This is a genomic window from Variovorax sp. MSC1_012, from assembly GCF_023667525.1.
Taxonomy (GTDB): Bacteria; Pseudomonadota; Gammaproteobacteria; order Burkholderiales; family Burkholderiaceae_C; genus Variovorax; species Variovorax beijingensis_B.
In genome coordinates this window covers 5,096,756-5,117,931 of the sequence record NZ_CM174443.1, presented here as the reverse complement: position 1 = coordinate 5,117,931, position 21,176 = coordinate 5,096,756, and the positions used below count along the sequence as shown (strand labels likewise).

The window sequence follows — 21,176 nt, the reverse complement described above, 5'->3', positions numbered from 1 at the left end:
CGCAGGAACATGCCACCAGCGAGAACGGCCAGCATGCCTGCCAAGACTAGTTGTCCAATGAACGCGGCGAGAGCTGCCCCTGAGATTAGGCCCAATCCAACGGCACAGTGGACGAGGTGCATTGCTGCATCGAACTTTGCTCCAGGATAGAACTTAGCCATTTGGGTTTGTTGTGGGCGGTGGAACGTCTAATTGTGGCCTGGCCGACCTAATCTATGCGCTTGCCGTCTTGCCAGTACTCATACAAAGCACCGGGAGTGTTAACCCAAAAGATAAGCGTGGAGGGCGCCTCCAGTTCAATGAGGATCTCGGTATCTACAGCTCCTCCGATAGAAACGACCTCGCATTCCGAACCGGGCGGAAGTTGAAACTCATTTGCCCACGGCTCCACGATGATCGATAGACCAGTGGCGAACGAGTTTTTCAGCTTCACGGAACTTCTATTTGTCATTTCACCGCGCCTGCGACCGTCTGGTTCTGGCCGTCCGTAGCCCTTCGTCGCACCCCTAGTTGCGCAGGTCGGACGGTGGACGCAACTTGGTCAGCTCCTGCTCGAACCAGATCATGAATTCCGAGCATGCTACCTGGACGGAAACTGCTGAGGTTCTCAGGGACCGCAGTTGCGTCGATCCAATGGGGCGATTTAGTACGTTCACGCTATCGCCATCCGCGCAGAAGATGAATGATTTTCCTTCTCGATCGAACATCTCGCCCCAGTTGGTGAGGAAGATGAACCGCGAATATGCGCGAGCATCATCCTCACATTCCTCGGGCGTCCGCTCATCAGCCACCTCAACGCCGTCCTTGAAGCCATACAAGACCGCATCCAGATGGTTAAACAGTTCCTCGTCGCTCTTCCCCTCGAACTTTGGGTCCCAGAGCTCTGGCACGTCCAGACAGAGCGACTTAAATTGGCCGCAGGGCAATCCACAGTACGGTTCGGAGAAATCGCCCAGCGGTACCCCGGCACACCATACGCGCATTCGCCCCCAGACCGAGGAAGGCAGCACTAGGTTCGGCTCGACCATCGCCTCAATAGCGAAATCGCGCTTCTCCCCAAAAATCATACGTCGATGCTTCCTCGCGAGGTTCAATATCCCGGAGCCATTTGGCCGCTCGCCGAGCGCCCGCCCCGGAGGACGAATTCTGCCGCACCGGGAAAGGTCGGCTTTTGGCCGACTGTAGCGGTTGCGCCGCCGTCATGAATGGGCCCGTTGCTGGCTTTGGCCGATACGTCAGTGACGCTTGACGAATTTACCTTCGGCCGGTGAACGGGGGGCATCTAACTCTGCGTTCATTTGGGCCTGAATCTTCTGCAACGAATCCGCGGAACCTTGGCCGTACCCCTCATGCAGGGCGTTCGCGATGTGTCGCGCGGCATCGGCCAAGATGGTGCCCCAAGCCTTAGCCTCATCAATCGACGTTGATTCGGCGTACATGCCCACCTTGATTGAGCAATGAAGGCGCTTCTCAGCTATCCAGACACGCAGCATTTCAACGGCATCTTTGTCTCTATACGCCGCCTCAGGAATCAGCCGCTCATTCATTCAATTCAGTCCTATTTATGTGTCTGCTTCCCGCCGCATCCTGTCGGCCGCCGGGTCACTCTGGTTTGTCACGACGTGCTCAACTTGACTTGCACCTGTGCGCCGTCCGGAAGGCCGCGCAGCTGCTTGTGCATCGAACCGGTCAGTCCGTAGTGTTCGCGAGCCGGGACGGGATTGAGGTTCTCGACCTCGTATTTCCCTCCGCAGAAGACCGGTAGGGTGACGAACGTGTAGCACTCGCTAGGTCCGGGCACTTTGCCGGCGGCGTGAAGCTTTCCGACTAGGTTCGGCAGGAACCATTCGTTCGCCAGTTCTGAGCTCAGAAGGCTCTCGAAATGCGGGACTGAGTCGGCCACCCGTGTCAGCTCGGCTGTACCGGTGTTCAGCCACCAGACGCCACCGGAATCTGGCTCGATGAACACGTCACCGAGCGACGAGAAGAGCACTGGCTTGAACGACTCGCGAAGAAGCCAGCCCCACGACGCATTGAGTTCTTGGAGAGCCTCAGGCGGAGGAGCAAAGGTGAGCGAAGACCACGCGACCGACATGCGAGACGTATCCTGTCAATGGCTGCTTGCAGGCAAATGTACCCGGTCTGTTGTCGAGGGAGGCACCGCGTACAGCGTTCAGGATGGACGGGCCTGCGCTAGGCCCGCTCCTGGCCGAGACCTGCCTGCACATCAGGCTTTGAATTCTCGAATTACCTCGATCAGTCCGACGATGTTTTCGTTGAGTTCCTCGAGTTCTTCCGCGGGAATCCACCATTCAGTGTGGTTCACGCCTCCGACCTTCTGAATCTCGTAACGGTCCATGAACTCCTTTCGGACGTGGAACCGTGTGACACAGCCGTACCCACTGGCTTTGACGTTCCAGTCACTGGCAATGTCAACGGCGTACTGCTCGTTGGTCACCGGGTAAAAAATGGGTTGCTCCGGCAGGCGGGGGGGCCACTTGGTAAATCCACTCTCCCGAACAAGGGCGAGTTCCTCTGGCCCGGTCGGGCGATACAAGACAACGCAATCGCTCATGACGTTCGACCTTCTCTGCTGTGGTGATCACCAGTTGGAGCGAATTCTGACTTAAGTCCAAATGTCCGATCTTGGCCGGATTCTGCCGCAGCTATTGGCGCGTTGGCGCCGCCCCGTTGGTCCCGAAGTGTTTGGCCGCGAGCTCCTTGGCGCGGCGCAGCCCCTCGTCCGTCAGGTAGACCGACTCCTGCCTACCGCGGGCCTCTGTGATGAGCCCTTTTTCGTGTAGACCGTCCATGGTTGCGAAGTCATATCGCTTCCATACGCGCCCGTTCTCGAACTCGAAGACGCCGAGCAACGCCAGAAGCGCCTCTTCGACCTTGAGCATGTCGTATTTCATAACATCGCCCCTCAACGTTCGACAATGGACCGTTTGCACGGCACCGCCTCTGATTGGCCGCGGCCGCCGCAAGGCGGTAGTTCGAATTTACGATGGTACTTTGGGAATTTGCCTTCGCCCAGCCAACATGGTTTCCCGGCAGAGGGCGTACAGGCTTCAAATCCGACAGCCCCAGAGATGAAAGCAAGCAAGACTAAGAAGACCACGTCCTGGAGCGACGTCAAGGCCAGACTGACCCAGTTTGACCACGATGGACTGGTTAGCCTGGTGCATGACCTGTACACGGCCAACAAGGACAACCAAGTATTCCTTCACGCCCGTTTCGGGCTGGGCGAGGATGTCCTGGCGCCGTACAAGGTCACCCTCAACCGTTGGCTCTGGCCCGACATGTTCCGGAACCAGAACGCGTCCGTCGCCGAGGCCAAGAAGTGCATCGCGAGCTACAAGAAGGCCATTGGCCACCCAGAGGGACTGGCAGAGCTGATGGTCTTTTACTGCGAGCGCGCGTCAGGGTTCAGCGCCGAAGTCGGCCTGCAAGATGAGGGCTTCTTCATCGCGTTAGTGCGAATGTTCGAGCACGCGTTGCAGGCCATTGCGAGACTGCCGGATGCGGAGCGGCCCCTCCTCATGGAGCGTCTGGATGCTGTGTGTCAAGTCAGCCAGAACATCGGATACGGCGTCGAGGATGCCATGAGAGACCTGCTAGTCGAGTACGGCACCTGTGATTGACGACGACGTTCAAGGTCAGCTTCTGGCCGACTGTAGCCGGTCGTGCTGCTGTCGCGAAGAGGCCCACCGTGGACATCGCGATCTAGACGCCGAACCGGAGGTAAATCAAACGGTCACGAGATTTGGCGATGGTCGCGAGGCCGCGCATTTGGTGTAGGCCTTCGATGAACTCCGGGGTTTGATCAGTATGTTTCTCGAGTGCTTGGAGCCAACAGTCGACTATCCCCGAAACTTTTTCTGCAGGCAATTGCGCCAGCGCAGTGACCAACTCGGGTGGAAAGGCAAACAGAAACGTAGCTCCGCTTTCACCACCGATGAGGTCCTTGGCCATCGCCTTCAGGATTGCGGCTTTCATTCGCAGTTTCCCCAAGAACGTCGTCTCGTGCGAATGAAAAACCAGATCAAGGAGCTGGTGTCGCCTAGGGTCATAACGCTCGTTCAAAAGCGTGGCCCAAAGTACAGACACGTCCACGTCAGCGATGCCCTTCCATTCGAGTAGCTCGAATCTCGGCGGGGCCACCAGGTCTCCCCCTAGGAGGCCTTCATAACGCAATGCGTCCCGACGCGACGAAACAAAGATATCCCCAAGCATCTAGCTCTCCCGTGATGTCCGCTTCTGGCCGACTGTAGCCGGGCACCAGACCGGCGAGAAGGGGCCCGAAGCTGACGCCGATGCATGCCGATAGCAGGCGCTCAGAATCTTCGTCCAGACGTGAAAACCCGCTCGCCCGCACGGCCGTTCAAGGTCAAAGTGAGGCAAAGTGACTCCGACCCTGCGTGCCGCTTTTCGTGGAGTGTTAGCGAATATCCATTTCGCCTTGACTTCAGCCAGCACTCGTGCGGGCTGCAGGCCGCGATCCATTCGCCGATGTTAGGGAGACAGGTGGCGGTGTTACACAGCAGCGCTGTCCCCTATAGCCAAGTTAGAAGGTACGCGCACACTGCAATTTTTTAAACCACAAAGGAGAGCATTCATGGCACTTAAACCAGGACCGAAGCCGATAGCAAAATCAACAGGGAAACCGGATCAGCGCCGCCGTGACAACAAAACCACAGAAGGGAATACACCGTCCCTCAAACCTAGCAAATCTAGCAATCCCCCTAAAAAGTAGATGGCAGGGAGCTCTCGTTAATTTGCCCTTCTAACTCGGCAGTCGATCGGACCTGCGCGAAATGCCGCGCAGACCGCTCACTTTTACGTTGGATGACGGCTCTCAGCCGTTGATCCGACCGGCCGCTTCTGGCCGTCAGACGTCCCCCTCGCCGAGGAGGTAAACCACGGAGCCAATCTTCAGGTCCTGCTTCTTCACGTCCCGCGATACGGCGAAGGCAGCGTATTCAAGCGGCCGTCTCCGATTGTTGACCATCTCGAAGGCCGCGATTCGCGTCTGCATTCGAGCGCCCTCAGGCGACACGATGAGCAGGGCTTGTCCCGGCTTAACGTCCAGTCCAAGAGAATACGGAATCCCTGGAACGAGGACGCAGCCTCTGCCGGCAATGTCGAACACGTCTTCAATGGTGAACAGGGTCTGCATCGTCTTTAGGCTGATATTGGACGCCCGGGCCGGACTTCCGCTTTTGGCCGAACTTTGCCTGTCAACCAAGAGAGGAAGTAGGCCCGCGGTGAACGCAATCGTAAGGGAAGGCTAGAAGATGTTGAATCGCATCAGCGATGGTCCACTGCTCGAAGCCGGGGGTGGCGATGGAGCCATCGGGTGCGACCTCTGAAACGTTGAACCCATCTTCAACGTCTTCGTAGTAAATGGCCATTTCTTTAAGCTGTGCCACGATAAATACTGATTCACTCACATCGTCACGCATGACCGACGCGGTCCGAAACGGGACGCGAAGACGGGCAAATTGTTGGGCGTGTTCTGGTGAACACTCGGTGAGCTGAGCGGACAACAACTCCTCCAGTTCGTCACGAGAAATCGGAATCCAGCGGTTCATAGTTTTTGAATGAGAATTCATGAAGGATTCTGATGGCCTGGCGAACGGCAGGTTGTGGCCGACCTGCGACTTCCAAGTCACTTGGCGCTGTCGTTCAGTTTCGGGGCCGCGTCCACGCGCCGCCATTCACGGTTCGACCACCAGATGCCAATCAGCACCGCCGCAATGCTTCCCAATACCCATGTGCCAGATAGCAGGAGGGCACCACCTACAGAACCAAGCATTGTTGCCCCTGCAATCAAGACGAAACCGAACAAGAATGCCGGCGGGGCGAGCAACATCCATATAGCACGCCTGAATGCTGCAACTACGAAGCACAGTCCACCAAAACCGACCATTGCCCATCCAGCAAAGAACGACCAAGCTTCCCGCCAAGGTGCAGGGAATTGCAGCCCCCTGCGACCGGGAAGACTCGGACGAGGGTCGCCCAGCAAGACCATGCCAGTAGACGACGCCTGCAAGGCCGCATCAATCAAACGGTAGCCTGCCAAAGCTGCGATGGCTAGTCCAAAGATGGAAAGGAGGATGCGGGCAGGATATCTCTTGGAAGACATGGTCATCGGACGTCTGAATCGTACTTCCGCTCTTGGCGACTGTAGCCGGTTGCAGCCCTCGCTTCATCGGCATTGGCATGTTTTCGGGCCAAGTCCGTTCGCATTCGCCGATTCTTCTGGACGAACCAGCGCACCGCCTTGCCATCCTCGCACTACGCAGGTAGCTCGGCAAACTTCACCCCCAAGTGCACCAGCAGAAACGCCGCCTCTGCCGAAGCCTAATAGTAATCCTAGGAATCCGAATGCCGTGAAGAATAGGAGTGCCACCAGGCCAGTTCGCAACTTCCGACTACTCATCGCTTTTCTGGGGCGTTTTGAATCTGTCATGCCGTCATTGATGGGCTTGCTGGTGCACCGTGGCCGTGCGAAAGGTTTGCCTCGCCGAGACCTCTCTATTGTGCAGAGACAGTCAAGTCGAGCCTCTACCCAACATCCCGAACCTCAAGATTCTCCGTCGGGACGTGTCCCGATATCAGAATCCTGTTCTGGGAGCCCGTCGAGCTCGGCTTTCAGTTGGGCACGCTCGGCGAACTTCCGCTTCTGGCCGAGGCCGTGTGGAAACGCAATTGGCACACCAGTATGCCGAACACGAGACTGCGGGTCCCGTCATTGAGCCTGCTGGTGCCATTCGCTGCGCAAACCGTGCATCCGTCCTGTTCGTGATGTTCTGGACGATCCACAGCCGTCGTTAAGGGCGCTCACCCTCCCGTTAGCTTCATCGCCTTCATCGTTCTGGCCATGCCCAAGATGGCGATCAACCACGGCGCGATGTTGCTCAATCGGAAGAGGTTTCTTCGAAACCGCTTGGTGCGACGGATCATGGTGCATCTCCCAAAAGGGGCATGCGAACAATCAGCGGCAAAGTGCAAATACAACGTGCCGACTCAGTCAGTTTGATGATTTGGCATCGGGTGAACCAAGTCACGTGGCGAGAAGACGGGCACTGCGGGGTATTGGTGCGGCGGTGAGTCTGGGTTTGATCCGCACGACCAGGTGAAGGTCCTCCATCAGTTGAAGATCACCACACCTGGTGCGTCGCAGCTTCACAGCCAGCAGACCTTGCAGCTTGGCGCGGTGCCATTCAGCAGCGTCGGCGATTTCCGTGCGCGTCATGGCTGCGATTCCGATGCCATGTTCCAATTCGGCGGCCCGTAAGCAGGCTGTGACGCGTTCGACGCTCTTGAGCGTGCTCTCGATCACCTCCAAGCAACGCTCGGCCAACTTGTTCGGCTCATCTGCAGCGTTTCCGTACACGAAGGCTTCGTAGGGACGCACTGCAGGTTTTGTATCAAACGGCACAAGCCAAGGCCACTACTTACCCAGGCGAGGATTCAACGGCTCGATCGCCGGCTGGCAGCTCAGTGCGGGATCAGATCCAAGCATTGCCGACGGCGCCATGCGGCGCTGCGCACGGTTTGGCCGTCGTCGAACACGACTTTGTACTGGCATACGAGGTAGTTGGCCGATTGCGGCATTTGGAACTTGAACTGGTAGTCCCACTCAGTGCCGAGCGCGCCGCGCTGTTGCCTCAGCGCCTGCCCGAGCACGGCGAGCACCTGGGCCTGATTGATTCCGGGCTTGATCTCGCGAAAGCGCTCGGGTCGCGACACGATGCCGTCGCGCAGAAAGGGCTCCTTGAAGTCGGGGCGGCGCGCCTCGACGTCGCGATAGTCCAGCTTGTCGGGGTTGCTCACGGGGTCTACAGGGTTATCGCGCGCCGCCACATGGGTGGCGGCGCCGAGCAGCGCGGCGGCGAGCGCGAAGGCGGCAACGGTGGGTGATGCGTGCGGGGTCTTTTTCATGGCTAGCGTCCTCTTGGGTCGGATGGGATTCTTGGGGGAGATGAGCGCGCGCGAATCAGCGCTCGCGCATGGCTTCGCGCGCTTTGTTCAGCGGCTTGGTCAGGTAGTCCCACACGGTCTTGCGACCGGTGCGGATGTCGGCGGTGGTCACCATGCCGGGCACGATGGGCATGCGGCGGCCGGCCTTGTCGGTCAGTGCGTCGGAGTCGGTGCGCACGAGTACCGGGTAGTACACGATCTCGGGCTTGACCTCGTCGCGCTGCGTGTCGGGTGCGATGGTCACCACACGCCCTTTGAGGCCGCCGTACACGGCGTAGTCATAAGCGGTGACCTTGATCTGCGCCTCCTGCCCGGGCCGCATGAAGGCAATGTCGCGAGGCGAGATGCGCGCCTCGACCAGCAACTGGTCGTCCAGCGGCACCAGGGTCAGGAGCGAGCCGTTAGGCGGCACGACACCGCCGATGGTGGTGACCTGCAAGCTCTTGACGATGCCGCGCACGGGCGAGTTCAGAGTGAGCCGCTCGAGCGAGTCTGCGCGCCCGCGCACCACGGACGACAAAGACTTCACCTCGGCATCGGCCTTGGCGAGTTCCTCGCGGCTGCGCACCATGTAGTTCGATCGCGCCTCGGAGATCTTCAGCTCCAGATCGGCGGCCTGGCGTTGCAGGCGGATGAGCTCGACGTTGCTGGCCGCGCCGCTCACCTGCAGCGAGCGGGTGATGTCGAGCTCTTTGCGCACGAGCGCAAGCGCCTGGCCCAGGCCTGAAGCGGTGTCGCGCATGCTGCCCTGCCGCGAGCGGAAGAGCGCGCTTTCGGAGTCGACCAGCTGCGCGTACGCCTTCAGCTCGGCGGGGAACTGAAGGGTGCTGCGCCCTTCCACCTCGGCGCGCAGGCGCACGCTGCTGGCCAGCGCGGCGCGGTAGCGCGCCGCGGTTTCTTCCACGTTCGACTCGCCGCGCGTCGGGTCGAGCTGTGCGAGCACCTGGCCCTTCTCGACGATCTGGCCTTCGTGCACGCGCAGCTCGGCAAGGATGCCGCCTTCGAGCGACTGGATGCGCTGCTCACGCGAGCTGGGAATCACCTTGCCCATGCCGCTGGACACTTCGTCGATTTCGAAGCACCAGGCCCACACGAAGAACGCGAGCAGAAAAAGCGCGACGAACCACACGACGCGCGCGGAGCCGCTGGCGCGCGCCTCGTCGAAGTCGTCGGCGCCGCCGGGGCCCCACACGGTGGCGGTGGATACCTGCGCAGGCACCGGTGCCTTGGTCAATGTCACGGCGTTCATGCCTGTGCCTCCTTGCCACGGCCCGCGAGGGCCGTTGTCTCGCGCGATGCCGCCGCGCCCTGGCGCAGCCGCGCCATCACCTGGTCGCGCGGCCCGTCGAGCACGACGACGCCGCCGTCCACCACGAGGATGCGGTCCACCGCATCGAGCACGGCCGGGCGATGCGTGGCCAGCACCAGCGTGCGGCCTGCGGACAGAGCGCGCAGTTGTTCGATCACTTCGCGCTCGGCCACTTCGTCGAGCGAGGCGGTGGGCTCGTCGAGCAGCAGCACGCTGGGGCGGCGCAGCATGAGCCGCGCGAGCAGCAGGCTCTGGCGCTGCCCGCCCGAGAGGCCGCGCCCGCCTTCCAGCAGCGGATGGTCCAGCCCGGTGGGCAGGCGGCGCACGAAGGCCCAGGCGCCGGTGGCTTGCAGGGCGGTGATCAGTTCGGCATCGGTGGCATGGGGCGTGCCCATCTGCAGGTTCTCGCGCAGGGTGCCGTGAAACAGGCGCGCGTCTTGCGCGAGCAAGCCGACGTCGCGGCGCACGTCGGCGGGGTCGATGTGGGCCATCGACACGCCGTCGAGCACCACGCTGCCCGCGCGCGGTTCGATGAGACCCGACAGCGCCTGCAGCAGCGTCGACTTGCCCGCACCGTTGCACCCGAGCACGGCAATGCGCTCGCCAGGGCCGATGTGCAGCGCCTTCACGTGCAGCGCGGTGGTCTGGCCGTCGTGGCTGAAGACGGCGTCGCGCAGCGTGTAGTCGCCCTGCACGGCGGGCCGGTGCACGCGCGTCTCATGGGGCGGGTGGTCGACCGGAAGCTTCATGAGCTGGTCGAGCGATTCGCCGGCCACCTTGGCCTGCTGCCAGCGGTTGAGCACCTGCGTCACGCCGGCCAGCGGCGCGAGCATGCGGGTCGACAGGATCGACGCGGCCACGAGCACGCCGGTGCTCATGTGGCCGTCCATCACCAGCGGCGCACCGAAGAACACGACACAGGCAAAGGCGCCGCCCTGCACGGTCTGCGCCCAGTTGCTCAGGGTGTTGAGCAGCGCGCGCAGTTGCAGGCCCGAGTCGGCGTTGACGGCGTTGTAGTGGTTCCACTGGTTCTGGAAGCGCGGCTCGGCCTGCAGCACCTTGATGTCGTCGATGCCCTGCACGGCCTCGACCAGCATGGCGTTGCGCAGCGACGATTCGCGCATGCCCGCCTGGGCCAGCGCGCGCAGGCGCGGCTGCGCCAGCAGGCTGGGCACGAGCAGCAGCACGCACGCGGCCAGCGGCACGAGCACGAGCCAGTCGGCGATGAACCAGAAGAGCACGCAGAACACGAAGAAGAATGGCAGGTCGGCCACCGCCGCCACGGTGGTCGACGTGAGCATTTCGCGCACCGGCTCCAGTTCGCGCAGCTGCGAGATGAAGGTGCCGGTGGCGCGCGGGCGCGCCGAGCCGCGCACGCGCAACGCGTGGCCGAACACGCGGTCTGAAATGCGCAGGTCGGCGCGCTTGCCCACCACGTCGGTGATGCGCATGCGCGCGCCGCGCATGACCCAGCTGAACGCGATCGACAGCAGCACGCCGCCGAACAGCACATGCAGCGTGGGCAGCGACTGCGCGGGCACCACACGGTCGTACACCTGCATCGAGAACAGCGTGCCGGCCAGCGCCATCAGGTTGTAGGCGAGCGATGCGACGAGGATGTGGGCGTAGGGCCGCCAATCGGCCAGCACGATCTGGCGCAGCCAGTGCGGCTCGACGGGGCGGATGTAGGCATCGACGCGCGAGTCGGGTGCGGATTGCGCGGGCCGCAGCACAGCCATGGCTTCGAGCGCGGGCTGCAGCTCGTCGATCGTGCAGACGGTTTCTGCGCCCTGGTCGCCACCGAGCATCACGCGCAGGCCCTGCGCCGAGATGGCGGTGACCACGGCCACCTGTCCGTCGCGCAGCTGCAGCACCACGGGCAGCCGCCAAGGGCTCAGGGTGTCCAGGCGCGGCGCGACCTGGCGCACGGTGAGCCCGGCCTGGCGGGCCATCTGGCGCACGCGCTCGCCGATGTCTTCGTGGTCGCTCCACGCGGCGGCACCGCGGATGCGCTCGCGCGAGGTGTCGAGGTGGTAGTGGGCGGCCACGGTCAGCACGGCGTCGACCCAGCCGGCGAGCAGCTCGGGGCCGCGCGCGGCAGAAAGCTCGGGCATGGTGGTGGCGGTCATGGCCGGCCTCCGGCCACGAGGTCGCCCGCATCGACCAGTCCGAAGGCCTCACGCAGGCGGCCCGACTGGTACAGGCACTCGACTGCGAGCCGCTGCACTTCGTGCGCGCTCTCGGCCTGCTCGAAGCGCGCGCCGTGGAACTCCTGCTCGGCATTGAGCAGATCGAGCAGCGAGCGCGTGCCCAACTGCAGGTACTGCTCGCGGTACAGGTCGCGCGTGCGCTGCGTGCTGTGCACGCGCGCGGCGAGCACGGGCAGGCGCTGCGCGTGGCCTTGCGATTGCACGCGCGCGTCTTCGAGCCGCTGCCGTACGTTGAGCTGTGCATAGCCCAGCGCGGCCTCGGCCGCTTCGACGGCGTGCGCGGCGGCGCGCTGGCGGGCCTGGCTGCGCCCGCCTTCGTACAGCGGCGCGCTGAAGTTCACGGTGAGCGTGCTTTCGGTGGCGGACTGGCCGGCAAGCCGCGCGCCCGATTCGAGCCCTCGATTGACGCCAGCGTTGAGCGACAGCGTGGGCAGCAATTGCGCATCGGCACCGCGCAGCGCGGCCTGTGCCATGTCGCGCTCGGCCTGCGCCATCTGCACGGTCGGTGCGGGCAAGGCCGTCTGCGGGTGCGCGGCGCAGGCGCTCGCGAGCGGCGCCGACGCTTCGCCGGCAATGTCGACCGGCATGCGGCCCTGGGTCAGATGCATGAGATTGAGGCGCCAGCGCTCGGTCTGCGACGCGGTGTTGAGTTGCTGGGCGCGCGCGGCCTCCAGGCGCGACTGCGCCTGCGCCACGTCGGACTGGCTGGTCGCGCCCTTGGCCTGGCGCTCGCCCACCAGGCCGGCCAGCGACTGCACGCCCTTCACCTGGGCCTGCGCGATTTCGCCGAGCGCCTGCTGGCGATGCACTTCGATCCACGCCTGGGCGGTGTCGCGCACCACGTCGTCGACCGCCAACAGCAGCTTGGCGCGCGCGGCCGTGGCCGAGGCCTCGGCCTCGTTCACGGCGCTCGACACCTTGCCGAAGTCGTACAGCATCTGGGTCACCGACAGCGAGGCCTGGTGCACCTGGCGGCGCCCGTCGGTCTGCAGCTGGCGGTTGCCCGTGCGTGCGCTGAGGCCCGCGCTGACCTGCGGGTAGTAGCCCGAGCGCGCGTCCGCAATGCCCTCGCCCGCCTGCAGCGCTTGCCCGACGGCGTTGCGCACGGTCGGGTGCGATGTGGCGGCCAGGCGCACGGCCTCGGTCATGCCCAGCGGGGTGGCGGCGCTCGCTTGCGCAAACGCCCCCGTTCCGGCGAGCAGTAAGAAAAGGCCCGCGGCGGCGGACGGAAGAAGACGGGAAGCAGACATGCGTAAGAACGTGCGGACAGCGTGTGAACCACAAGGTGTCGACGCCGCAAGCGGCGCCGACGCCCCGGTCGGTCAGTGGTGAAACGCGAGGCCCATGTGAAGCTCGTCGTCGAGCGAAGGGGCCACGGGCGGTGCGTAGGCCGTGAGCGAGTCGGCCGATGACGCCAGGGCCGGCACCGTGGGCGATGCCTGCGTGCTCGCAAAGGCCGGCGGGAACGCGGCCTGCAGCAGCGCCTGCAGTGACTCGGCCGCGTTGTAGGCATGCAGCATGTCGGACAGCTGCGTGCCGCCCCACGGGCTGTCGCCGTAGGGGGAATGCGGCGCATCTTGCGATTGCTGCTGCTCGAGCGACACCGTCACTTCGTCGACGCCGGCCAGCCCCAGCGAGTCGGCCGAGGTGAAGAGCGCTGCCGCCCCCGCCGCACCGGCTGCGGGCGTGTAGTTGACATGCAGCGTCTGGGTGGCCAGATTGCTCGCATCGCCGTCGCGGTCGACCACCTGGTAGCTGACGGTCTCGTCGTAGTTCTGCGAGCCGCTGGTGCGCGGTGCCACCTGGTAGCTGAATTCGCCCGAGTCGAAGTCCACAACCAGCTTGCCGCCCTGCGCCGTGGCGATGGTGACCTCGTGTGTCGCCGCGTTGTAGCTGTAGTCGCTGCCGGCGGCGGGGCCGGTCTTCGTCATCAGTCCCGTGCTGCTGTCGAAGGCGTAGGTGGTGCCGTCGATGCTCAGCGTGGACACATGGCCACCGTCGGCACCGAAGCCCGACGAGCCACCGAGGCCGCCGGTCAGCAGGTTGCTGACGGTGGGCGGCACGCTGATCGTGCCTTGCAGCATGTCGTTCAGCTGGCTCGTGTCGGTGACGATCTGGCCGTTGGTGTTCGCGCCGGTGTTGCCGTTGTAGGCGATGGGGTCGATGAAAGCCTGAGCCTCCGCGTTCAGGCTCGAGCCCAGGCCCAGTGCGAACGAGTTGATCTGGTGGGTGCTGAGGAAGTTCGTCCAGATCGCTTCTTCCCCGGCCTGGATGCCCCTGTCGGCCGTACTGCTGTTGCTGCTGTTCGCCAGCTGCTCCGTGTTGCCGTCGCCCAGGGTCGGCTCGCCGTCCGTGAGGAAGTAGGACACGTTCTGGGCCCCGTCCAGCTTGCCGGTGGCCGAGAAGCCGTTCATCGCCGCAGCCAGGGCCGCGTCGTAGTTGGTGCTGCCACTGGCCTGCAGGTTCTGCACCAGCGCCTTGGCTTCGGCCGCCGTCATCCAGGCCTGCTGCGACGCCCCGGTCGTGCTGAAGGTGACGAGCTGCACCCGCACGTCGCCGTACAGGTCGTAGCCGTCGATCAGATTCTGGACAGCCTCTTTCGCGCGGCTGAGGCGTGTCGGGGTTTCCTGCCCCATGCTCCCGGAAAGGTCCAGGATCACCATGAGGTTGGTATCGATCGGCGCCACGTCGACGGCCTGCTCGCCGTTCACGAGCACCGGCGCATCGTCCTTGACGGGCACCTCGAAGCCCACCGGCGCGCCGCTGGCCTGGCCATCGCTCACCACGGCTTCGAAGTGCAGGTTCGACATGCCTTCGCCGTTGCCCGGCAGGTGGTCGATCGGCGCCTTCAGCGTGACGGTGTAGCCCGCCTCGAACTGCCCCGCGCCCGTGGCGGTGACATTGCCCACGGCCACGGTCATCACCTCGGTGGTGACGCCGCCGACGGTGACGCTGCCCGTGAGCGTGTGCGTGCCCGCGTCCCAGGTCCACGACACCGGCTGGCCGCCGGAGGTGACGCCGTTGGGGCCGCTCAGCGACACCGACAGGTCGCCGGCCGCGCTGTCCGGGTCCGCGATGGAAATGGTGCCGGTCGATTGCAGCGGCGGCTCTCCCGCGGCCGGAATGCCGCCGGGCAGGCTGCCTTCGGAGACGACTTCTGCGTTGCTCACCGTGGCCGATGGCGCGTCGTTCACCGGGTTGACGGTCACGTTCACCGTGCTGGTGGTCGTGCCGCCATGGCCGTCGCTCACCGTGACGGTGAAGCTGTCGGTGCCGTTGAAGTTCGGGCCAGGAACATAGGTGTAGGTGCCATCGGCGTTGACCGTCACCGTGCCGTGCGATGGGTTGCTGCCCTTCACGTAGGTCAGCGTGTCGCCGTCGACGTCGCTGCCGACGATCTGGCCGCTGACCGGCGTGTCTTCGTCCGTGGTCTTGTTGTCGTCGGGCGCCGTCGGTGCGTCGTTGATATTCTGCTCGTTGAGCGTGACGGGGATGGACGTGGTGACCGTGCCGTCGTTCGCGCCGACCACCAGCGCGTGCGCGTTGGCGCCCGCTTCGTAGTCGTTGACGAACGCCGCAGCGCCCGCCGGCGTGAGGCTGATCGCGCCCGTGACCGGGTCGATGGCGAAGTAGCCGTTGTCGTTGCCCGAGAGGATGCTGTAGGTGACGGTCGCGCTGTCGACGTCGGTGGCGCGGACCGTGCCGAGCACGGTGCCTGCAGGACGGTTCTCGTCGTAGCCGAAGACGTAGCCGTCTGTCGTGTTCACCGGGGTGCCGCCACCGTCGACGAACACGGGGACGTCGTTGACGGGGTTGATCGTCACGGTCACGGTGCTGGTCGTCGTGCCGCCGTGGCCGTCGCTCACCGTGACGGTGAAGCTGTCGGTGCCGTTGAAGTTCGGGCCAGGAACATAGGTGTAGGTGCCATCGGCGTTGACCGTCACCGTGCCGTGCGATGGGTTGCTGCCCTTCACGTAGGTCAGCGTGTCGCCGTCGACGTCGCTGCCGACGATCTGGCCGCTGACCGGCGTGTCTTCGTCCGTGGTCTTGTTGTCGTCGGGCGCCGTCGGTGCGTCGTTGATATTCTGCTCGTTGAGCGTGACGGGGATGGACGTGGTGACCGTGCCGTCGTTCGCGCCGACCACCAGCGCGTGCGCGTTGGTGCCAGCCTCGTAGTCGTTGACGAACGCCGCAGCGCCCGCCGGCGTGAGGCTGATCGCGCCCGTGACCGGGTCGATGGCGAAGTAGCCGTTGTCGTTGCCCGAGAGGATGCTGTAGGTGACGGTCGCGCTGTCGGCGTCGGTGGCGCGGACGGTGCCGAGCACGGCGCCTGCGGGCCGGTTCTCGTCGTAGCCGAAGACGTAGCCGTCTGTCGTGTTCACCGGGGTGCCGCCACCGTCGACGAACACCGGGGCGTCGTTGGCGGGGTTGACGGTCACGGTCACGGTGCTCGTCGTCGTGCCACCGTGGCCGTCGCTCACCGTGACGGTGAAGCTGTCGGTGCCGTTGAAGTTCGGGCCAGGAACATAGGTGTAGGTGCCATCGGCGTTGACCGTGACCGTGCCGTGCGATGGGTTGCTGCCCTTCACGTAGGTCAGCGTGTCGCCATCAGCATCGCTTCCGATGATTTGGCCGCTAACTGGCGTGTCTTCGTTCGTCGTCTTGGTGTCGTCGGGCGCCGTCGGTGCGTCGTTGAGGTTCTGCTCATTGAGCGTGACGGGGATGTTCGTCGTGACCGTGCCGTCGTTCGCGCCGACCACCAGCGCGTGCGCGTTGGCGCCCGCTTCGTAGTCGTTGACGAACGCCGCAGCGCCCGCCGGCGTGAGGCTGATCGCGCCCGTGACCGGGTCGATGGCGAAGTAGCCGTTGTCGTTGCCCGAGAGGATGCTGTAGGTGACGGTCGCGCTGTCGACGTCGGTGGCGCGGACCGTGCCGAGCACGGTGCCTGCAGGACGGTTCTCGTCGTAGCCGAAGACGTAGCCGTCTGTCGTGTTCACCGGCGTGCCGCCGCCGTCGACGAACACCGGGGCGTCGTTGACGGGGTTGATCGTCACGGTCACGGTGCTCGTCGTCGTGCCGCCGTGGCCGTCGCTCACCGTGACGGTGAAGCTGTCGGTGCCGTTGAAGTTCGGGCCAGGAACATAGGTGTAGGTGCCATCGGCGTTGACCGTCACCGTGCCGTGCGATGGGTTGCTGCCCTTCACGTAGGTCAGCGTGTCGCCGTCGACGTCGGTGCCGATGACCTGGCCGCTGACGGGCGTGTCTTCGGGCGTGGTCTTGGTGTAGTCCGGGACCGTGGGCAGATCGTTCACCGGGTTGACGGTCACGTTCACCGTGCTGGTGGTCGTGCCACCGTGGCCGTCGCTGACCGTGACGGTGAAGCTGTCGGTGCCGTTGAAGTTGGCGCCGGGCGTGTACGTGTAGGTGCCGTCGGCGTTGACCGTCACCGTGCCGTGGGCCGGGTCGCTGCCCTTCGTGTAGGTCAGCGTGTCGCCATCGGCATCGCTTCCGATGATTTGGCCGCTAACTGGCGTGTCTTCGTTCGTCGTCTTGGTGTCGTCGGGCGCCGTCGGTGCGTCGTTGAGGTTCTGCTCATTGAGCGTGACGGGGATGTTCGTCGTGACCGTGCCGTCGTTCGCGCCGACCACCAGCGCGTGCGCGTTGGCGCCAGCCTCGTAGTCGTTGACGAACGCCGCAGCGCCCGCCGGCGTGAGGCTGATCGCGCCCGTGACCGGGTCGATGGCGAAGTAGCCGTTGTCGTTGCCCGAGAGGATGCTGTAGGTGACGGTCGCGCTGTCGGCGTCGGTGGCGCGGACGGTGCCGAGCACGGCGCCTGCGGGCCGGTTCTCGTCGTAGCCGAAGACGTAGCCGTCTGTCGTGTTCACCGGGGTGCCGCCACCGTCGACGAACACCGGGGCGTCGTTGGCGGGGTTGACGGTCACGGTCACGGTGCTCGTCGTCGTGCCACCGTGGCCGTCGCTCACCGTGACGGTGAAGCTGTCGGTGCCGTTGAAGTCCGGGTTGGGCGTGTAGGTGTACGTGCCGTCCGGGTTGACCGTCACCGTGCCGTGGGCCGGGTCGCTGCCCTTCACGTAGGTCAGCGTGTCGCCGCTGTCCATGTCGCTGCCGGTCACACGGCCGCTCACGGGCATGTCTTCGTTCGTGGTCTCGGCGTAGTCGGGCGCCGTGGGCGCGTCGTTGACAGGCGAGACGGTCACGGGCACCTTCACGGTGGTGGTGCCGCCCCTGCCGTCGCTGACGGTCACTTCGAAGCTGTCGGGACCTTCGTAGCCGGGGTTGGGCGTGTAGAGGAACTGGCCGGTGGACGGGTCGACGGTGACGGTGCCGTGCTCGGGGCCCTTGGCGACGGTGAAGTTCAGCGTGTCGCTGTCCGGGTCGGTGGCCTGCACTTGCCCGGAAATGGGCTTGTCCTGCTCGGTGGCGACGGGCTCGGCCTTGCCTTCGGGGCCGCGGTTCTGCGGCGGGAGCAGCGGCGGAATGAAGGCCGGGCCGCCACCGCCGCCGCCGCCACCACCACCGCTCGCGGCGGCACCGACGCCCAGCACGCCGAGCGCACCCAGCAGCCAGCCGGGCACACCGTCGGGCAGCAGCGCGGCGCCGGCGTCGTTCCATTCGATTTCGGTGAAGTGGAAGTCTTTCCAGGGCGCGGTGTACTGGCCCCACCACTGCACGCCGGCGCCGTCTTCGAGCACGAGGTCGTTGCGGCCGCCGTCAGGGTACTCGGCGAAGAAGCCGCGCACGGCGACTTCCTGGCCGTCGCGCAACACGAGCACCAGATCGCCGCCGCGACGCTCAAACTTGAGCACGCTCTCGGGCGCGATCTTCAGCGACACGATCGATGGGCGATCCAGAACCAGAGGGGCGTCTGCCGCCGCTTTGCGGGATGCGCCACCAGACTTGTAAACAGCTTCCATGATTTGTCCTTGCTTCTTGACTTCAGACCCCGAGGCGCCTTCGTCTTAGACGAAGAACAACCTGGGTCGCACATTGGGAAATCTCGAGTGCCGGGGCTCTCGAGGACTCGCCAGCAAGACCCGACCGGGGTCACGCGGCTTGCGGCTTGCACGAGGCGGGATTCTTGGTGCGGGGGGCGAGCCGGGCTTTTGCCGAAGAGGTCGCCGCTTTTGCCGTGCCGGACAACTTTTTACAAAGGTATCCAAACGTCGATTACTTCACACAAATTGCGACATAAATTTGCTAGTTCGCCGGTGAGCAAAACCGGAGCAGGCGGGCAATGGTGAGAATGATTACCAGTTAATTTCCTGGTTTCATAGCCTTCACCCAAAGAGCGCGGTCCCACTGCCGTGCCCGTTCTTCCCATGTCATATTGGTCACCTCCGGAGCCCCGGAGCGTTCGTCTTCTGGTGGTCGACGAAGGCGTCGACGAACTCAAGCCCTTGCTGGAAACGCTGCGGGGAGCCGGCTACGGCATCACCCGCGCTTTCGACGCGATGGAGGGCTATCGGCGCGCGACGACACTGCAGATGGACCTGGTGCTGCTCGACGTGGGTCTGGGCAGCACCGACGGGTTCGCCGCCTGCCGCCTGCTGAAGGCTGACCCGGCCACGGCGGACATTCCGGTGATCTTCCTGACCTCGTCGGCCAGCTTGGAAGCGCGCTTGACGGGCCTGCGGGCCGGCGCGGTTGACTACATCGTGAAGCCCTTCGACCCGGCCGAGGTGATGGCCCGGGTCGAAATTCATCTGGCACTGGCCGAATCCCGCAGGTCGCGCGTGGCCCCTGCCACACAATCTGCGTCCCCACCCGACCGCCCTGCGACGAACGGTGACGGCGCGCCAGGCCCGGGCACGGACCGCATGCTCATGCAGGCGGCGGAGCGACTGATCCTCGCCGACCTGGGCCATGTATTGCCGCTGCGCGAACTGGCTGCGCGCGTGGGCACGCACGAGAAGCGCTTGTCGCGCGTGTTCAAGGAACTGGCGAACCGCACGGTCTTCGAGTTCGTGCGCGAGGCACGGCTGCATGAGGCGCACCGCCTGCTGCTCGAATCGGCCATGCGCATCGAGGAGATCGCCGCGGCGGTGGGGTTCTCGAGCCCCGCCAATTTTGCGACGGCATTTCGCGAGTACTTCAACTGCACGCCGTCCGCCTGCCGCCAGGCCGGCGTGGGCCGCCGCGCCCCCGACGCGTGACGCACCCGCCGCGCACACACCCCGACGGGCAAGCGGCTTGCTGCTGGGCTTGACTCTGTGCCTGGGGGTCTGCGCTGCCAGCGCAGCGGAAGCGGTCAAGGCGAGCGCGCTCAGCTGGGGCGACGTTGTCGTCGAACAGACCGTCGAAGTACGGGAGGACCCCACGGCCCGCCGATCGGCCAGCGCGGCGCGCGCCTTGCCGACCGGTGGTGCGAACGGGTTCGCGCCCGCCAGGCCGGCTGGTGCGGGGATTCCCGACAGCGGCGGTCTGGCTGCGCCTGTGGTTGGTCAACGTCGCACAGGAGGTGCGCACCGCGCGGCCCGGGCTCCACGTGACCTGGCTGCAGCATGTCGACTTTCATTCGCTGCGCACGCGCGACGGGCAACCCGCGTGGGACGCACCCGCCGGCCGGCGTGTCCGACCCGATGGATGTTAGGCACCGCTGCGATCGCATCCCGCAGGTGCGGATCGACCTGCAGCCTGGGAGTCTGTACAGGTGCTATGCCGTGTGACGAGCACGGGCCGAATCAGGCCGATGATGGCGTTGCGCACCGAGGGGCGTGGCGTCACATCGAACGCAACCATGCGCTGCCGAGCGGAACGCCGCTTTTCAGGCGCCGCACGTGCAGTCGCGACTCAGCCGCCGATGCGCCGCAGGCGTGCTGCCGAAGCGTTCCTTGAACGCCGTCGTGAAGTTCGCGGCACCCGAGAACCCGATCGCATGCGCCACGTCCTCGATGCTGAGCGGCGTCTGGGCGAGCAGATGCTGCGCGCGCGACAGCCGCTCCTCGCGCACGAACTCGAGGACAGTGCGCCCCGTGTGGGCACGGAACGCCCGCGTCAGCCGCTTCTCGTGCGTGCCCACGCGTGCGGCGAGCGCCGGCAGCGGTGGAATGTTCGCAAGGTCGCTCTCGATGAGCCGCTGCGCAGCCCTGGCGATCACGCGGTCCAGGTCGTGGGGTGCTTCGTCTCCGGACGCCAGCGGCCTGCGGGGCGCCTCGCCGACACCGTCCGGCGGTTGCGCGCCGCGGCGTGCGAGCGCGAGATGGACCGAGATGCGGACCAGCACCTCTTCGGATTCGAAGGGCTTGAGGATGTAGTCGACGCCGCCCTCTCGCAGACCGGTCAGCCGCTCCTCGAGCGTCGCACCGGCGGTGAGAAAAATCACCGGGATGTGCGCGGTGGTGGGGTCCGCCTTCAGCAGCCGGCACGCCTCGAAGCCGCTGGTGGCCCCCAAGTGCGCGTCAAGCAGGATCAAGTCCGGCTGCAGCTCCCCGGCGCGGCGATAGCCTCCGAGCGCGTCGAAGTCAAGGCTGATGCGATGGCCGGCGCCACGCAGCGCGACAAGCAGCACCTGGAGTTCCTCGACGCTGTCGTCGATGACCATGATGTGCGCAGGCTTGGAAGATTGGAACCAGTAGGACATGAAGATGCGGCGCGTTGCGCGTGCCGCATGGTCCAAGCCCTGATCGTTTGTTTCATGCGCCCTTCCT

20 protein-coding genes are annotated in these 21,176 nt (G+C 64.7%); 2 read left to right on the top strand and 18 right to left on the bottom strand.

Going from position 1 to position 21,176, the window contains the following annotated elements; all coding sequences use genetic code 11:
* Window positions 1–208: 208 nt before the first annotated feature.
* The 6 genes from L1081_RS24085 to L1081_RS24060 form a co-directional block, all read right to left on the bottom strand.
* Window positions 209–433, bottom strand: coding sequence for a hypothetical protein (locus tag L1081_RS24085; protein WP_489414398.1), 225 nt, complete (start codon window positions 431–433; stop codon window positions 209–211).
* A gap of 73 nt (window positions 434–506) precedes the next feature.
* The gene (locus L1081_RS24080) at window positions 507–1,067 is read right to left on the bottom strand and encodes an Imm42 family immunity protein (RefSeq protein ID WP_489414397.1); all 561 of its coding nucleotides are present in this window, start codon (window positions 1,065–1,067) and stop codon (window positions 507–509) included.
* Between the two features lie 168 nt (window positions 1,068–1,235).
* Window positions 1,236–1,547 (bottom strand): DUF5076 domain-containing protein, encoded by a 312-nt coding sequence (locus tag L1081_RS24075; protein WP_489414396.1) that lies wholly within the window; start codon window positions 1,545–1,547, stop codon window positions 1,236–1,238.
* Between the two features lie 68 nt (window positions 1,548–1,615).
* On the bottom strand, window positions 1,616–2,095 hold the full coding sequence (locus tag L1081_RS24070) for a T6SS immunity protein Tdi1 domain-containing protein (RefSeq protein ID WP_489414395.1): 480 nt from the start codon (window positions 2,093–2,095) through the stop codon (window positions 1,616–1,618).
* 132 nt (window positions 2,096–2,227) lie between these two features.
* Window positions 2,228–2,575, bottom strand: coding sequence for a hypothetical protein (locus tag L1081_RS24065; protein WP_489414394.1), 348 nt, complete (start codon window positions 2,573–2,575; stop codon window positions 2,228–2,230).
* A 91-nt stretch (window positions 2,576–2,666) separates the two neighbouring features.
* Window positions 2,667–2,915, bottom strand: a complete 249-nt coding sequence (locus L1081_RS24060) for a DUF6429 family protein (RefSeq protein ID WP_489414393.1) — start codon at window positions 2,913–2,915, stop codon at window positions 2,667–2,669.
* 177 nt (window positions 2,916–3,092) lie between these two features.
* Here L1081_RS24060 and L1081_RS24055 point away from each other — a divergent pair, with 177 nt between their 5' ends.
* On the top strand, window positions 3,093–3,644 hold the full coding sequence (locus L1081_RS24055; RefSeq protein WP_489414392.1) for a hypothetical protein: 552 nt from the start codon (window positions 3,093–3,095) through the stop codon (window positions 3,642–3,644).
* Between the two features lie 82 nt (window positions 3,645–3,726).
* Here L1081_RS24055 and L1081_RS24050 read toward each other — a convergent pair whose 3' ends face one another.
* From L1081_RS24050 to L1081_RS24000, 11 genes are all read right to left on the bottom strand, one after another.
* Window positions 3,727–3,999: a hypothetical protein gene (locus L1081_RS24050; RefSeq protein WP_489414391.1), complete on the bottom strand. Its 273-nt coding sequence runs from the start codon at window positions 3,997–3,999 to the stop codon at window positions 3,727–3,729.
* An 892-nt stretch (window positions 4,000–4,891) separates the two neighbouring features.
* Window positions 4,892–5,179 (bottom strand): hypothetical protein, encoded by a 288-nt coding sequence (locus tag L1081_RS24045; RefSeq protein ID WP_489414390.1) that lies wholly within the window; start codon window positions 5,177–5,179, stop codon window positions 4,892–4,894.
* A 61-nt stretch (window positions 5,180–5,240) separates the two neighbouring features.
* Window positions 5,241–5,675: a hypothetical protein gene (locus tag L1081_RS24040; RefSeq protein ID WP_489414389.1), complete on the bottom strand. Its 435-nt coding sequence runs from the start codon at window positions 5,673–5,675 to the stop codon at window positions 5,241–5,243.
* Complete coding sequence (locus tag L1081_RS24035) at window positions 5,672–6,154, bottom strand: hypothetical protein (RefSeq protein ID WP_489414388.1); 483 nt, start codon at window positions 6,152–6,154, stop codon at window positions 5,672–5,674. Before L1081_RS24035 ends, L1081_RS24040 begins: the two co-directional genes overlap by 4 nt.
* Window positions 6,155–6,846: 692 nt before the next feature.
* Window positions 6,847–6,969: a hypothetical protein gene (locus L1081_RS24030; RefSeq protein WP_489414387.1), complete on the bottom strand. Its 123-nt coding sequence runs from the start codon at window positions 6,967–6,969 to the stop codon at window positions 6,847–6,849.
* A gap of 100 nt (window positions 6,970–7,069) precedes the next feature.
* Entirely contained in the window at window positions 7,070–7,423 is a 354-nt protein-coding gene (locus L1081_RS24025; protein ID WP_489414386.1) for a hypothetical protein, read from the bottom strand.
* 83 nt (window positions 7,424–7,506) lie between these two features.
* Window positions 7,507–7,950, bottom strand: a complete 444-nt coding sequence (bamE, locus tag L1081_RS24020) for an outer membrane protein assembly factor BamE domain-containing protein (RefSeq protein ID WP_489414385.1) — start codon at window positions 7,948–7,950, stop codon at window positions 7,507–7,509.
* Between the two features lie 55 nt (window positions 7,951–8,005).
* Complete coding sequence (locus L1081_RS24015; protein WP_489414384.1) at window positions 8,006–9,238, bottom strand: beta-barrel domain-containing protein; 1,233 nt, start codon at window positions 9,236–9,238, stop codon at window positions 8,006–8,008.
* Entirely contained in the window at window positions 9,235–11,427 is a 2,193-nt protein-coding gene (locus L1081_RS24010; protein WP_489414383.1) for a type I secretion system permease/ATPase, read from the bottom strand. Before L1081_RS24010 ends, L1081_RS24015 begins: the two co-directional genes overlap by 4 nt.
* Window positions 11,424–12,758, bottom strand: coding sequence for a TolC family outer membrane protein (locus tag L1081_RS24005; protein WP_489414382.1), 1,335 nt, complete (start codon window positions 12,756–12,758; stop codon window positions 11,424–11,426). Before L1081_RS24005 ends, L1081_RS24010 begins: the two co-directional genes overlap by 4 nt.
* 72 nt (window positions 12,759–12,830) lie before the next feature.
* Window positions 12,831–18,443: a cadherin-like domain-containing protein gene (locus L1081_RS24000; RefSeq protein WP_489414381.1), complete on the bottom strand. Its 5,613-nt coding sequence runs from the start codon at window positions 18,441–18,443 to the stop codon at window positions 12,831–12,833.
* Window positions 18,444–18,848: 405 nt separating this feature from the next.
* Between L1081_RS24000 and L1081_RS23995 the strand changes: the two genes are divergently transcribed.
* Window positions 18,849–19,682 carry a helix-turn-helix domain-containing protein gene (locus L1081_RS23995; RefSeq protein ID WP_489416833.1) on the top strand — a complete coding sequence of 278 codons (834 nt, stop codon included), beginning with the start codon at window positions 18,849–18,851 and terminating at the stop codon, window positions 19,680–19,682.
* Between the two features lie 611 nt (window positions 19,683–20,293).
* Here the strand turns inward: L1081_RS23995 and L1081_RS23990 are convergent.
* Window positions 20,294–21,109, bottom strand: a complete 816-nt coding sequence (locus L1081_RS23990; protein ID WP_489414380.1) for a helix-turn-helix domain-containing protein — start codon at window positions 21,107–21,109, stop codon at window positions 20,294–20,296.
* Between the last annotated feature and the right edge of the window lie 67 nt (window positions 21,110–21,176).

Coding starts and splice junctions, on each gene's coding strand:
- L1081_RS24080 (WP_489414397.1), bottom strand. CDS start 1,067: ATGATTTTTGGGGAGAAGCGCGATTTCGCTATTGAGGCGATGGTCGAG.
- L1081_RS24075 (WP_489414396.1), bottom strand. CDS start 1,547: ATGAATGAGCGGCTGATTCCTGAGGCGGCGTATAGAGACAAAGATGCC.
- L1081_RS24070 (WP_489414395.1), bottom strand. CDS start 2,095: ATGTCGGTCGCGTGGTCTTCGCTCACCTTTGCTCCTCCGCCTGAGGCT.
- L1081_RS24065 (WP_489414394.1), bottom strand. CDS start 2,575: ATGAGCGATTGCGTTGTCTTGTATCGCCCGACCGGGCCAGAGGAACTC.
- L1081_RS24060 (WP_489414393.1), bottom strand. CDS start 2,915: ATGAAATACGACATGCTCAAGGTCGAAGAGGCGCTTCTGGCGTTGCTC.
- L1081_RS24055 (WP_489414392.1), top strand. CDS start 3,093: ATGAAAGCAAGCAAGACTAAGAAGACCACGTCCTGGAGCGACGTCAAG.
- L1081_RS24050 (WP_489414391.1), bottom strand. CDS start 3,999: ATGAAAGCCGCAATCCTGAAGGCGATGGCCAAGGACCTCATCGGTGGT.
- L1081_RS24045 (WP_489414390.1), bottom strand. CDS start 5,179: ATGCAGACCCTGTTCACCATTGAAGACGTGTTCGACATTGCCGGCAGA.
- L1081_RS24035 (WP_489414388.1), bottom strand. CDS start 6,154: ATGACCATGTCTTCCAAGAGATATCCTGCCCGCATCCTCCTTTCCATC.
- L1081_RS24030 (WP_489414387.1), bottom strand. CDS start 6,969: ATGATCCGTCGCACCAAGCGGTTTCGAAGAAACCTCTTCCGATTGAGC.
- bamE (WP_489414385.1), bottom strand. CDS start 7,950: ATGAAAAAGACCCCGCACGCATCACCCACCGTTGCCGCCTTCGCGCTC.
- L1081_RS24015 (WP_489414384.1), bottom strand. CDS start 9,238: ATGAACGCCGTGACATTGACCAAGGCACCGGTGCCTGCGCAGGTATCC.
- L1081_RS24010 (WP_489414383.1), bottom strand. CDS start 11,427: ATGACCGCCACCACCATGCCCGAGCTTTCTGCCGCGCGCGGCCCCGAG.
- L1081_RS24005 (WP_489414382.1), bottom strand. CDS start 12,758: ATGTCTGCTTCCCGTCTTCTTCCGTCCGCCGCCGCGGGCCTTTTCTTA.
- L1081_RS24000 (WP_489414381.1), bottom strand. CDS start 18,443: ATGGAAGCTGTTTACAAGTCTGGTGGCGCATCCCGCAAAGCGGCGGCA.
- L1081_RS23995 (WP_489416833.1), top strand. CDS start 18,849: ATGTCATATTGGTCACCTCCGGAGCCCCGGAGCGTTCGTCTTCTGGTG.
- L1081_RS23990 (WP_489414380.1), bottom strand. CDS start 21,109: ATGTCCTACTGGTTCCAATCTTCCAAGCCTGCGCACATCATGGTCATC.